This window comes from Actinoplanes sp. NPDC051346, from assembly GCF_040682215.1.
GTDB lineage: Bacteria > Actinomycetota > Actinomycetes > Mycobacteriales > Micromonosporaceae > Actinoplanes.
The window spans coordinates 258,138-270,962 of sequence record NZ_JBFBAJ010000004.1 but is presented as its reverse complement, the minus strand read 5'-3'; the positions used below and the strand labels follow the sequence as shown (position 1 = coordinate 270,962).

Annotated in this window: 12 protein-coding genes; 9 read left to right on the top strand and 3 right to left on the bottom strand. The window is 71.3% G+C overall.

Annotation, left to right across the window (positions count from 1 at the left end; all coding sequences use genetic code 11):
- Window positions 1-18 precede the first annotated feature (18 nt).
- The 5 genes from AB0M36_RS12505 (at window position 19) to smpB (ending at window position 5,632) form a co-directional block, all read left to right on the top strand.
- Window positions 19-1,332: an extracellular solute-binding protein gene (locus AB0M36_RS12505; protein ID WP_364155818.1), complete on the top strand. Its 1,314-nt coding sequence runs from the start codon at window positions 19-21 to the stop codon at window positions 1,330-1,332.
- A 28-nt stretch (window positions 1,333-1,360) separates the two neighbouring features.
- Window positions 1,361-2,305 (top strand): sugar ABC transporter permease, encoded by a 945-nt coding sequence (locus AB0M36_RS12500; RefSeq protein ID WP_364155816.1) that lies wholly within the window; start codon window positions 1,361-1,363, stop codon window positions 2,303-2,305.
- Complete coding sequence (locus AB0M36_RS12495) at window positions 2,302-3,132, top strand: carbohydrate ABC transporter permease (protein ID WP_364155814.1); 831 nt, start codon at window positions 2,302-2,304, stop codon at window positions 3,130-3,132. The genes AB0M36_RS12500 and AB0M36_RS12495 overlap by 4 nt, the downstream gene beginning before the upstream one ends.
- Before the next feature lie 30 nt (window positions 3,133-3,162).
- Window positions 3,163-4,377, top strand: coding sequence for a sn-glycerol-3-phosphate ABC transporter ATP-binding protein UgpC (ugpC, locus tag AB0M36_RS12490; RefSeq protein WP_364155812.1), 1,215 nt, complete (start codon window positions 3,163-3,165; stop codon window positions 4,375-4,377).
- A 754-nt stretch (window positions 4,378-5,131) separates the two neighbouring features.
- Complete coding sequence (gene smpB / locus AB0M36_RS12485; RefSeq protein ID WP_364155811.1) at window positions 5,132-5,632, top strand: SsrA-binding protein SmpB; 501 nt, start codon at window positions 5,132-5,134, stop codon at window positions 5,630-5,632.
- A 299-nt stretch (window positions 5,633-5,931) separates the two neighbouring features.
- Here the strand turns inward: smpB and AB0M36_RS12480 are convergent, their stop codons facing one another.
- From AB0M36_RS12480 to AB0M36_RS12470, 3 genes are all read right to left on the bottom strand, one after another.
- Entirely contained in the window at window positions 5,932-6,426 is a 495-nt protein-coding gene (locus AB0M36_RS12480; RefSeq protein WP_364155809.1) for a hypothetical protein, read from the bottom strand.
- A gap of 543 nt (window positions 6,427-6,969) precedes the next feature.
- Window positions 6,970-7,527: a dihydrofolate reductase family protein gene (locus tag AB0M36_RS12475; RefSeq protein WP_364155807.1), complete on the bottom strand. Its 558-nt coding sequence runs from the start codon at window positions 7,525-7,527 to the stop codon at window positions 6,970-6,972.
- A gap of 418 nt (window positions 7,528-7,945) precedes the next feature.
- On the bottom strand, window positions 7,946-8,185 hold the full coding sequence (locus AB0M36_RS12470; RefSeq protein ID WP_364155806.1) for a hypothetical protein: 240 nt from the start codon (window positions 8,183-8,185) through the stop codon (window positions 7,946-7,948).
- A 156-nt stretch (window positions 8,186-8,341) separates the two neighbouring features.
- Between AB0M36_RS12470 and AB0M36_RS12465 the strand changes: the two genes are divergently transcribed.
- The 4 genes from AB0M36_RS12465 to AB0M36_RS12450 all read left to right on the top strand — a co-directional run bounded on the left by AB0M36_RS12465 (window position 8,342) and on the right by AB0M36_RS12450 (window position 12,700).
- Window positions 8,342-9,517 (top strand): histidine kinase, encoded by a 1,176-nt coding sequence (locus tag AB0M36_RS12465; RefSeq protein ID WP_364155804.1) that lies wholly within the window; start codon window positions 8,342-8,344, stop codon window positions 9,515-9,517.
- Between the two features lie 16 nt (window positions 9,518-9,533).
- On the top strand, window positions 9,534-10,190 hold the full coding sequence (locus AB0M36_RS12460; RefSeq protein WP_364155803.1) for a response regulator transcription factor: 657 nt from the start codon (window positions 9,534-9,536) through the stop codon (window positions 10,188-10,190).
- Between the two features lie 84 nt (window positions 10,191-10,274).
- Window positions 10,275-11,714, top strand: coding sequence for a hypothetical protein (locus AB0M36_RS12455; RefSeq protein WP_364155801.1), 1,440 nt, complete (start codon window positions 10,275-10,277; stop codon window positions 11,712-11,714).
- 128 nt (window positions 11,715-11,842) lie between these two features.
- Window positions 11,843-12,700: a hypothetical protein gene (locus AB0M36_RS12450; protein ID WP_364155799.1), complete on the top strand. Its 858-nt coding sequence runs from the start codon at window positions 11,843-11,845 to the stop codon at window positions 12,698-12,700.
- Window positions 12,701-12,825: the final 125 nt, after the last annotated feature.

The following is a 12,825-nucleotide window of genomic DNA, read 5'->3' as shown; positions in this document are numbered from 1 at the left end:
CGAGCTAAGGAGCACGCCGTGATCGGTAGCAGAACGGCCGGCCGCCGCAGATCGGTGGCGGCGGCCACCGCGGCCACCCTCGTCTGTTCCGCCCTGGTCGGTTGCGGCGGCGACGTCGGCGGCGCCCGGACCCTGAACTGGTACATCAACCCCGACAACACGGGCGCCACGCAGGAGGCGGCGGCCCAGTGCGGCCGCAACTCGGGCGGGCGTTACACGATCGCCATCTCGGTGCTCCCGGCGACCGCGGACGGCCAGCGCGAACAGCTGGTACGCCGGCTCGCGGCGGGCGACCCGTCGATCGACTTCATGAACATCGACCCGCCGTACAACCCGGAGCTGGCCAGCGCCGGATGGCTGCACGAGTTCACCGAGTCGCAGCGCGCGGAGCTGCTGACCGACATCCTCGAGTCGCCGATCAAGACCGCCGAGTGGAAGGGCAAGCTGGTCGGAGTGCCGTACTCGGCGAACACCCAGCTGCTCTGGTATCGCAAGTCGGTCGCCCAGCAGGCCGGCGTCGATCCCACCTCGCCGAACTTCACCTGGGACCAGATGATCGACGCAGCGGTCAAGACCAACACGATCGTCTCGGAGCAGGGCAAGCGCTACGAGGGCTACATGGTGTGGGTCAACGGGCTCATCGAGTCCGCCGGCGGCTCGATCATCCGTGACAACGAGCGCGGCCGCGACGCCACCGTCTCCATCGACTCGCCCGAGGGCCGGGAAGCCGCCCGGATCGTCGCCAAGCTGGCGAACTCGAGCGCGGCGGACCCCGCCCTGTCCACCGCGGACGAAGAGGTCGGGCGGATCACCTTCCAGGGCGAGAACGGCGGGTTCATGCTCAACTGGCCGTACGCGTACGCCTCCCTGCAGGGCAACATCGCCGACGGCGCGACGGACCCCGCCGTGCTCCAGGACGTGGCGTGGGCGCGGTATCCGCGGGTCAAGGCCGACGTGCCGAGCAAACCGCCGATCGGCGGCGCCAACATCGGCATCAGCAGGTTCAGCACCAAGAAGGACCTCGCCGTCGAGGCGGTCAAGTGCCTGATCTCGCCGCCGATGCAGAAGATCCGCTTCCTCGGCCTGGGCGATCCGGTGGCGACCGGCTCGGTGTACGACGACCCGGACGTCCGCGCGAAGTATCCGATGGCCGACCTCATGCGCGAGTCCATCAACGACGCGGGCCCCCGCCCGATCACCCCGTACTACGGCGATGTGTCATCGGCCGTCCAGCGCACCTGGCACACGCCGGCCGGTGTGAACCCGGACTCGACACCGGCGACCGCCGCGAAGCTGATCGACGACGTCCTGCACGACCGGCGGCTGCTGTGACGGCCCCGCGAGCGGAGAGGAGATCCCGGTGACGGTCACCCGAGAACCACCGGCCAAGGCGGCGGCGCGCCGCTCACCCACGGTCGAGCTCACCGACCGCGCGCTGCACGAGCGCCGGCTCGGCTGGCTGCTGTCCGCTCCCGCGTTCATCCTGATGCTGGCGGTCACGGCGTACCCGATGGCCAACGCGGTCTATCTCTCCACGTTCAGCTACCGGCTGACCGACCCGGCCGGCAAGGAGTTCGTGGGGCTCGGCAACTACCTCGTGGTGCTCACCGACCCGCTGTGGTGGGAGGACGTGGGAACCACGGCGTTGATCACCGTGGTCACCGTCTCGCTCGAGCTCGTCATCGGGTTCACCTTCGCGATGGTCATGCACAAGATCATCTTCGGCCGCCGGACCATCCGGACCTCGATCCTCGTTCCGTACGGAATCATCACGGTCGTCTCCGCCTTCGCCTGGAGATACGCGTTCGCCCTCGACTCCGGCTTCGTCAACAGCTGGCTCGGCCTCGGCGACTTCGACTGGTTCGGCCAGCGCTGGTCGGCGCTGATCACCATCTGCGCCTCCGAGATCTGGAAGACCACGCCGTTCATCGCCCTGCTGCTGCTCGCCGGCCTCGCCCAGGTCCCCGAATCCCTCATCGAGGCCGCCAACGTGGACGGTGCGACGTTCCGCCAACGGCTCTTCAAGGTGATCATCCCGAACATGAAGGCCGCCATCATGGTGGCGCTGCTGTTCCGCACCCTCGACGCCTGGCGCGTCTTCGACAACGTCTTCGTCATGACGGCCGGCGCCAGCGGCACCGAGACGCTGTCGTTCCTCACCTACCGGCAGAGCATCACCCGGGTGGCGCTGGGCATCGGCTCGGCGGTCTCCGTGCTGCTGTTCCTGTCGGTGCTGCTGATCGCGTTCATCTTCATCAAGGGATTCAAAACCGACCTCGGACAGGTACGGGGGGACCGCCGATGACCACGACCCGACGCTCGCAGGCGGCCTGGATCATCGGCGCGATCCTGATCCTGCTCTACACGCTGACGCCGATCGCCTGGATGATCTCCCTGTCGCTCAAACCCGGCGACGACATCTACAACAAACAGTTCTTCCCGAGCGACTGGAGCCTCGACAACTACCGGACGGTGTTCCAGACCGACCTGTTCACCAGCGCGCTGCGCAACTCGATCGGCATCTCGTTCATCTCCACCGCGTTCAGCGTCGTCATCGCCATGTTCGTGGCGTACGCGATCGCCCGCCTGGACTTCCCCGGCAAGAAGCTCATCCTGTCGGTCGCCCTGGCCATCGCCATGTTCCCGGTGATCTCCCTGATCGGCCCGCTGTTCGACATGTGGCGCGCGGTCGGGCTCTTCGACACCTGGCTCGGCCTGATCATCCCGTACATCTCCTTCACGCTGCCGTTGTCGATCTGGACCCTGTCGGCGTTCTTCCGGGAGATCCCCTGGGAGATGGAACAGGCGGCCCAGGTCGACGGGGCGACGCCATGGCAGGCGTTCCGCCGGGTGATCGTCCCCCTCGCCGCGCCCGGCGTCTTCACCACGGCGATCATCGCCTTCTTCGCCGGCTGGAACGACTTCGTCTTCGGCGTCTCCCTGACCTCGACCGACGCCGCCCGCCCGGTCCCGGCGGCCCTGGCGTTCTTCACCGGCGCCTCCCAGTTCCAGCAGCCCACGGCGGCGATCGCGGCCGCGTCCGTGGTCGTCACCATCCCGATCGTGATCGTGACGCTGATCTTCCAGCGCCGCATCGTGGCCGGACTCACCTCCGGCGCTGTCAAGGGCTGAGCCCTGGCGAGAGAGAAAGGACCGCCCGAGATGGCAGCCATCACCATCAAGAACGTCGACAAGACGTACCCCGACGGATACCACGCCGTCAAAGACGTCAGCCTGGACATCGCCGACGGCGAATTCATGATCCTCGTCGGGCCGTCCGGCTGCGGCAAATCCACGCTGCTGCGAATGATCGTCGGGCTCGAGGACATCACCTCCGGCGACCTGCTCATCGGCGGCGAGCGGATGAACCAGAAGGCACCCCGCGACCGCAACCTGTCCATGGTCTTCCAGAACTACGCGCTCTACCCGCACCTGTCGGTCTTCGAGAACATCGCCTTCCCCCTGCGCCTCAAGCACACCCCCGACGCCGAGGTACGCGAACGGGTCAAAGCCGCCGCGGACACCCTCGAACTGCACGAACACCTGGAACGCAAGCCCAGCCAGCTCTCCGGCGGACAGCGCCAGCGCGTCGCGATGGGCCGGGCCATCGTCCGCCAGGCCGACGCCTTCCTCTTCGACGAGCCACTGTCGAACCTCGACGCCAAGCTGCGCGGACAGATGCGCACCGAGATCCTGCGCATGCAACGCCGGCTCGGCACCACGACCGTCTACGTCACCCACGACCAGACCGAGGCCATGACGCTCGGCGACCGGGTCGCCGTGCTGCGCAAGGGCGAACTCCAGCAGGTCGCCAGCCCGCGCGAACTCTACGAAAGCCCGACCAACCTGTTCGTCGCCGGATTCATCGGCTCGCCGCCGATGAACTTCCTGCCCGCCGCCGTACGCGGAAACGAGCTGCGCCTGCCGTTCCTCACCTGCCCGCTGCGCGGCGAGGTCGCGGACCGGGTCGACGACGGCCAGATCCTGATCGCCGGCGTCCGCCCTGAATACTTCGAGGACGCCACCCTCGTCGACGAACGCAAACGCGACCGCGGTGTGATCTTCGAGGTCGAGGTCGACGTCACCGAATGGCTGGGCAACGAGCAGTACGCGTTCATTCCGTACGAGGCGCCGGCCGACATCTCCGAGCAGCTCGCCAGCCTGGAACGGGAGCTCGACAGCGAACGGATGCGCACGCAGATGGTGGTCTCGCTGGACCCGACGAGCCGGGTACGCGACGGGGAGAAGGCCTCGCTGTGGTTGGACCCGACGCGGATCCTGCTGTTCGACCCGCGTACGGGCAAGAACCTGACCCTGCGCGACGCCGCCGGCGAGCAGCACAGCGAGGCCGAGGTCCCGCCGCAGCGCACGGGCTGACAACCCAGGGTGCTCGACCTGCGGTTTCGCTGTCGACGAGGTGAGCTTGCTGACCTGCGCCGACCACACGATCCGCCGCAAGGTGGCCCGCGTGCGCGGTGTCCGGTGGCCCGCAGACACGGGTCCGGTGGCCCGCAGACACGGGTCCGGTGGCCCGCAGACACGGGTCCGGTGGCCCGCAGACACGGGTCCGGTGGCCCGCAGACACGGCGACCCGTGGCGCCCACACGCGGGGCCGCCATGGACCGCTGGCGGCCGCGCGCGACCCGCAGCCGCGCGTGACCCGCAGCCCCGCGTGACCCGCAGCCCCGCGTGACCCGCAGCCCCGCGTGACCCGTGGCCCACAGGCGGTGATCCGTGGCCCACAGGCGCGGCCGCCATGGACCGCTGGCGGCCACGCGCGACCCGCAGGCGTAACGCGCGCGACTCGCAGGCGCAGCCGCGCGTGACCCGCAGACAGGGCGACCCGTGACCCGCACGCGGGGCCGCATGGCCCGCTGGCGGCCGCCGTGGCCGCAGCGCAGCCGCGCGTGGCCCACAGGCGCAGCCACGCGTGGCGCCCGTGGCCCGCAAGCGCTGCAGCCGGATTTGACGATCGGCGAGGCGCACCGAGCTCCGCTTCCAGCTCCGCGTCGGGCGCAGCCGATGGCGACGCCACGGGCCATGTCGGCCACGACGGGGCAACTGTTGACCGTCCGCTTGTGGAGCTCGCGCACGAGGTCCGCGACGACACGTAGGCTCGCACGGTCAGCCGTTGCGAGGGAAGGAGGCGGCCACGCCCAGGGAGACCGGCCGCAAGGTCATCGCGTCGAACAGGAAGGCGCGCCACGACTACGCGGTCCTCAAGACCTACGAGGCAGGCCTCGTGTTGGCGGGCACGGAGGTGAAGTCGCTGCGCGCGGGGTACGCGTCCATCGTCGACGCCTTCGCCCAGGAGCACGAGGGCGAGATCATGCTCTACAACCTGCACATCGCCGAGTACGGGTTCGGCTCGTGGACGAACCATGCACCGCGGCGCACCCGGAAGCTGCTGCTGCACCGGGTGGAGATCGCCCGCATCCTCGACAAGTTGCGCGAGCCGGGCATCGCCCTGGTGCCGCTGTCGCTCTACTTCCAGGACGGATGGGCCAAGGTGGAGCTCGCCCTGGCCAAGGGCAAGAGGGAGTACGACAAGCGGCAGACGCTCGCCGAGCGCGACGCGAACCGGGAGATCGCCCGCGCGATGGGCCGACACCTGAAGGGCCGCACCCGCTGACGGACGCGACCCGGACGGAGAGGAGCGCTGACGAAGACGAGCGCTGACGAAGACGAGCGCCGTCCGACGCGCGCCGCCGGACAGCCAGGATCGCCCACGCCATGGGCCGGCAACTGAGGGCCGCACCCGCTGACGGACGCGACCTCGGACGGACGCGACCGCTGACGGACGTACCCGCCGACGAACGCGACCGCTTACTGACGCGACCGCCGCCCGACGCGCGCCGCCGGACAGGCAGGCTCGCCCGCGCGATGGGCTGGCAGTTGAGGACCGCATCCGCTGAAGGGCGCGGCCGGCGCTCAAGGAACATCGTTGGGCGCCTCGTCGGCCAGGGGTAGTTCGGCGGCTTCCGTCGGCAGGGTCGGGCGCGCGGAGTGCTCGGGCGCGGGCAGGTCGCTGCGCGAGTAGCGGCCCTGCTGGCGCGTCACGTGCAGTGGGATGACGTGGATCGGCGCCGGCGCCTCGGCGATGCGGCCGGGGCCCCACCGGACCCAGAACGGGATGCGGCCCTCCTCGGCCTCGGCCAGCAGCTTCTCCACCGTCCGACGGCGGTCGGTGTGATCGACCTCGACCACGATCGGCGGCGCGGCGGGTCGGGCGAGGGCCACGTCGAGCACGGAATGCTGCCGCTCCATCGGCGGCGGCAACCGCATCACGCTGGGTGCCCTCCGGTAGACACGCCAGCCTTGGGCCTCGCCCCACGCGGCAACGGCGTCGATCAGGAGCGCCGTCACCTGCTCCTGGGTGAGGCCGCTGAACCTCAACGCCGCGAGCCGGTCCGCCAGGTCGTCCACCCCCGCAGCCTATCGACCCGCCGGCGACCCGCTGCTCCCCGTCCACAATCCGCTCGAGACGCCGCGACCAGCCGCCCCGCAGCCCCCCGGTGGCCATGAACCGCGACGCCACGCCGTCGCCGAATTTGCCGCGGGCGAGCCCACGCCAGGTGGTGGGTAGGCCCGCGGCGCATGCCGAGGCCGCGGCGGTGGGCAGCGGGCGTCGTTACAGGCGGCGGCGAAGGGCCGCAACGCCCACCAGCCGCGGCGTTGCGGAACACCCACCAGCCGCGGCGTCGCGGAACACCCACCAGCCGCGACCGTGCGACTCCCCCGCCACCAGGCAGAATTAGCCGGGACCGCTGGTGACGTCGTGGTCGCGGAGAAGGGCATCGACCTCGTAGTAGCCGTCCGGGCCGATGCTGCGCCGCTGGCGATATCCGCGGAGCCCTCGACCGGATCGTCGAAGCCGTCCTCGCCTTCGAGAAGTCGTTCGGCGCTGCACGGCGAGCGCAAGGAAGACGCCGCGCTACCGGTGAGCTGGCGGCGATGGACCCCTGTGATTCAGCGCGCGCGGCGGTAGTGCATGGCCACCGCGCCGTTGCGGAGCGGGTTCGCCGAGAGCAGCTCGAGCTGGCGCGTGCCGGGCAGCCCGCCCTGGTACAGCGTCGGGCCGTGGCCGGCGATCCTGGGGTGGACGAGCAGCTTGTACTCGTCGATCAGGTCCAGCCGGTCGAGCTCGGTCGCGAGCTTGCCGCTTCCGAGGAGGACCCCGGCCGGGGTCGCGTCCTTGAGCTTCTGTACGCCCTCGCGCAGATCGCCGGCGATGTGGTGGCTGTTGGTCCACGGGAAGTCTTTGCGCGTCGACGACACCACGTACTTGGGTTTGGCCTCCAGCTTGACCGCCCACTCGCGCATGGCCGGCGGCGCTTCCTCGTCGCCGCGGGCGACTGCCGGCCAGTAGCTCTCCATCATCTCGTAGGTGACGCGACCCCACAGCATTGCCCCGCCCTCGTCCATGAGACGGGTGAAGAAGGCATGCGTCTCGTCGTCGGCGATCCCCTCCTGGTGGTCGACGCAACCGTCCAGGGTGAGGTTGAGGCTGAAGATGAGCAGTCCCATGGCCGGCGAGTCTATCGCCACTACGGCGTCGGTAGGCGTGCGTCGCGTCAGCGAGCTCGAGACAAACGGCCCCGTCACGGTGAAGTCATCGGTTGGACGAGCCTGCGCTCGCTCGCGGGCGTCGCCAGCTCGACACCCACGACCAGGGCGGGTCCCAAACTCACGCCCAATAGCCTCACGCCAGCCTCCGAATAGCGCACATATCGAATACCGGCCCTGCACCGGCTCGGCCAGGGCGGCGCGGAACGCCCACCGGCCACCGCGATGCGGAACGCCCACCGGCCACCGCGGTCCGGAACACCCACCAGCCACCGCGATGCGGAACGCCCACCGGCCACCGCGGTCCGGAACACCCACCAGCCACGGCGGCGCGGAACGCCCAGCCGGCGCGGACGTCCTCTGGCGTGCCGGTGGTGGTTCAGCGCCGGCTCGAGCGGGTGCCCGCGTCGCCCGCTATGCCGATCGCGAGGCCGAGGACGATCATGACGACGTAGCTGTAGATCTCATAGCCGTCGGGAGCGAGGAAGCGAACGAAGCCCATGAAGTGAATCCAGCCGAGCCACAGGTGGAGAAGGCCGCTGACGCCGCCGACGACCAGGATGAAGCAGAGCCAGCCCGACAGCGCCTTTATGGGGGACCTGGTGGTGTGAGGAGTCATGGCGTGACGGTAGGTCGGCGGGGCCGGACGGCGGATCCGGCTTCGGGATGTCAGATCGTGACCGAAGTTGGCCGTCGGCGGCGCGGGAGTCGTACTTAAGTATCTCGTTGTCTCGGGCATCTCCGGGTTGCTGGGCTGTGCTCGTAGATTGTCGGCATGCACCGCATTCACCGCAGCCGCCGGGACTGGGCCGCAGATCTGGCGCTGTTCCTGTTCGCCGTCTGCTTCGCCGCCGTGAGCTCGCAGTCCGTGCCGCTCTCGGAGGCTGTCGGTCCGGTGTGGCGAGCCGTCGATCAGGCCGTCGGTGGGCTGGGGTGCGCAGCAGTGCTGCTGCGACGACGCTGGCCGGTAGCGCTCGCGGTGGCGCTGCTCCTGGTGGGAACGCGGGCACACTACCTGACCGGTCCGGCGATGGTGATGGTGTTCACCGTGGCCGCGACCCGGCCATGGCGGGCTACGGCGTGGGTGGCGGGGCTGGCCTTCGCGCCGCTACCCATGCTGCTCTGGCGGCTCGCGGAGTTGCCCGAGGATCGGACCGGCTCGGCGCTGACCTACTTCGCGCTGATCGCCGGGGCGATCGGATGGGGACTCTTTCGCCGCTCCCGGCAGCAGCTGATCGCGTCGCTGCGGGAGCGAACGGAGCTTGCCGAGGCGGACGCGGAGTTGCGGGCCGAGCGGGCCCGGCGGGAGGCACGGGAGGAGATCGCCCGTGAGATGCACGACGTGCTGGGACACCGACTGTCGCTGCTGAGCGTTCACGCGGGCGCGCTGGAGTTCAACCTGGGTGCGCCCCGAGGGGAGATCGCCCAGGCGGCCAAGGTGATCCGGGAGAGCGCGCACCTGGCCCTGCGGGACCTGGCCGAGGTGATCGGAGTATTCCGCGGGACTCCCCCGGAGCGCGAGCGGCCGCAACCGGAACTGACAGATCTGGCCCGGCTGGTGGCAGAGGCGCGGGCAACAGGCGAACGGGTAGAGCTGACCGGGCCGCCGGACGCGCCGCCACCGAGGGTGGTCGGGCGCACGGCCTACCGCATCGTGCAAGAGGCCCTGACCAACGCCCGCAAGCACGCGCCAGGCTCGCCCGTCGTGGTGCGGGTGGCCGGCTGTCCCGCGCAAAGGCTGACAGTGGAGGTTCACAACATATTTCCACCCGCATCGGTACGGGATTCAGGCCCGGGCGAAGGCGGCGGGCAGGGACTGATCGGGCTCGCCGAACGGGCTCGACTGGCCGGCGGGGAGCTGCAAGCCGGCCCTACCGATGGCGGCTTCAGGGTCTACGCCTGGCTACCCTGGCCGGCGGCGGACACCGCATCGACCGCCGCGAACAGGTGACGAGGGAGCGACGCGAGTGATCCGGGTTGTGCTCGTCGACGACGACGCGCTCGTGCGGGCGGGACTCCGCCTGATGCTGGGCGGCGCTGAGGACATCGAGATTGTCGCGGAGGCGGCCGACGGGGCGCCGGTGCCCGCGCTGGTCGCCGCCCACCAGCCCGATCTCGTACTCATGGACATCCGGATGCCGGGCGTCGACGGGCTCGCCGCCACCGAGGCGGTCCGGGCCCGCAACGGCGCCCCGGAAGTGCTGGTTCTGACGACTTTCCACACCGACGCGCACGTACTGGGCGCGCTGCGGGCGGGCGCTGCCGGGTTCCTCCTCAAGGACACCTCGCCGCGGGACATCGTCGCCGCCATCCGGACGGCGGCCGCCGGGGATCCGGTGCTCTCGCCCGCCGTCACCCGCCGCCTCATCGCACAGGTCACGGGCGGGTCCGGCCAGGACGCCCGGGCCGCCACCGCCCGGGCACGACTGGCACTGCTGGGCGAACGGGAACGGGCGGTGGCCCTGGCGGTCGGGCGTGGCGGCTCCAACGCGGAGATCGCCGAGGAACTGCACCTCGCCCTGCCGACGGTGAAGACGCACGTGTCACGGATCCTGACCCGCCTCGATCTCAACAACCGGGTCCAGATCGCCCTGCTGGTCCACGACGCGAACGCGGAAGACTGACACGCCCGACGCCCTGAGGGGCGCCGGGCGCCGGGTCGGATCCACATCGGAAAACCCGTTGTGAGCGCCTGGCAGAGTAGTGGGGTGAATCTTCAGGAGGGCGCCGGGCTATTGCACCGGCTCACGTCGTACGTGCCGGAGAGCGAGTGGGACGTCCCGGTGGACGATCCGCGGGTGCGGCACGATCTCGTCCCGAACGACCCCGGCACGCTGCCGCCGCCGATGAAGGCGTACCCGGACGGGCTCGACGTGCTGGACCTGCCCCGCGAGCTGCCCGACCCGGGGGTGAGCGCCACGGCGGTGCTGGCCGGTGTCGCGGCGCCGGGGCAGCCGCTGGACGCCGCGCAGCTGGGTCGGGTGCTCTTCCTCGGCGCCGGTGTGGTGCGGACCGGCGAGCGCGGAGGACGCCGGATCCTGTACCGGGCCTCCGGGTCGGCCGGGGCCCGGTTCCCCCTCGAGGTCTACGTCAGCGCCCGCGGCGTGACCGGGGTCCCGGACGCGGTGTACTGGTACGACGCGGAGCGGCACGCCCTCGTGCGGATCGCGGCCGCCGGCACCGGCGAGGTGTCCACCCTGATCGTGACGGGAGTGCCCTGGCGGACCGGCTGGCGCTACGCCGAACGCGGCTGGCGGCACCTGTACTGGGACGCCGGGACCCTGCTGGCTCAGCTGTCGGCCGCGGCCGACAGCGCCGGCCTCGCGCCACGGCTGCGCTCGCTGTTCCCGGACGAGACGGTACGGGCCCTGGTCGGCGCGGACGGCGTGCACGAGTACCCGCTGGCGCTGCTCTCGCTCGGCACCGGCGAGCCGGCGATCGGACCGACCGGCCCGGCGGTCCCGGGCGAGCTGCCCGAGGTGGAGCTGCCGCTCTGCACCACGGCGCAGCGCGCCGGCGACCGAGACACCCTGGGCGAACCCTGGCCGGACGCCGCGCCGCTGCCGGAGGTGCCGCCGTCCGCCTCGCTGGACGAGGTCGTCCGCCGGCGCGGCTCGCAGCGACGGATGGACCGGTCCCGCACGCTGCCGCCCGAGCTGCTGCGCTGGCCGCTGGCCGCGGCGCTGCGTGGCGTACGGGTGCCGCACTGGGTCGCCGTGCACGGCGTCGACGGCGTGACGCCGGGGCTCTACCGCTGGCCGGACCTGCGGCGGCCGCTGCGGGCAGCGGACCTGCGCGGCGAGCTGTTGCGGGTCTGCCTGGACCAGGCGCTGGCCGCCGAAGCGGCGTACGTCGTGATCGCGGCCGCGCCGCTCGCGGGCCTCGACGACCGGGCCTACCGCGACGCCCAACTGGCCGCCGGGTTGGTGGAGGGAAGGCTGCACCTGGCCGCGTACGCCCTGGGCGCCAGCGCCTCCGGGATGACCTTCCTCGACTCGGAGGTGCCGGGCCTGCTGGGCGAGCGGGACGAGCTGGCGGGGCTGCTGTTCACCTGCGTCGGCGTCCCGGAGTACCGGGGCCGAGCCGGCGGGGGGCCGGGCGCTCCCGTCGCCGTCCGCGCGGTCATGCCGCGCCTGGGCGACGGCTGACGGCTGACGGCTGACGGCTGACGGCTGACGGCTGACGGCTGACGGCTGCTCAGCCTTTCCAGCTCGCGCTGGCCAGCAATGAGCAATCGAACATCGCGCCTACTCGCCGGTAATGAAAGGATGCCGGCATGACGCTTGATCCGATGGTGGCCCGCGACGCGTGGCGGTTCGTCGAGCCCCTGCACGCGATGGTCTACTTCGTGCCCGAGTCCGCCGCGCGGTTCGAGGCTCTGGGGATCTCCTCCCGGGCGGGCTACTTCGCGTCCCGCGGCGGCGTCTTCGGCCGCGTCGGACCCGGCCCGGTGATCGCGAGCTTCTACAACTTCCATCCCGGGCTGGTGGCGCGCTTCCTCCCGGAGATGTGGGAGAAGGTGAGCCCGGCCGCGGCGATCGAGGCGCGCCTCGCGGCGGCCGACGCCGCCCTGGAGCGCGGCCTCGGCGACGCACTGCGCGGCGACGAGGTCGCTGAGGCGGCGGCCCTGGCCCGGCGCGCGGCCGAGTCGGCGACCGCGTTCATGGACGGCCGCCCGCTGTTCGCGGCACACACCGAGCTCGAATGGCCGAAGGAACCCCACCTGGTCCTGTGGCACGCCCAGACTCTGCTCCGCGAGTTCCGCGGCGACGGCCACGTGGCGACGCTGCTGCACGCGGGCCTCAGCGGGCTCGAGTCGATGGTCCTGCACACCGCCTCGGGCGAGGCGCAGGAGCGGTTCCTGCGGACCAGCCGGGGCTGGAGTTCGCAGGAGTGGGCGGCCGCCGGCGAGGCCTTGCGCTCGCGCGGGCTGATGACCGGCGACGCCCTCACCGACGAGGGCCGCGCGTTGCGGGCCCGCATCGAGACGGACACCGACCGGCTGGCCACGCCGGCGTACGAGGTGCTGGGTGTCGAGGGCTGCGTGCGGCTGGCGGCGCTGGCCCGGCCGCTGAGCCGCACGCTGGTGAAGGCCGGCTTCCTGGCCGGCGCACTCCCCTCCCGCCCGAACTGACCGGGTCTCCCCTCCGACGGCTGCCGCCCGGACGTCACCGGCCGGGGCGGTCTCCACGGGTGCCCTCCGAACGTCACCGAGCGGGGTCTCTGCGCAGTGCCGCCCGAACGTCATCTACCGGGCGT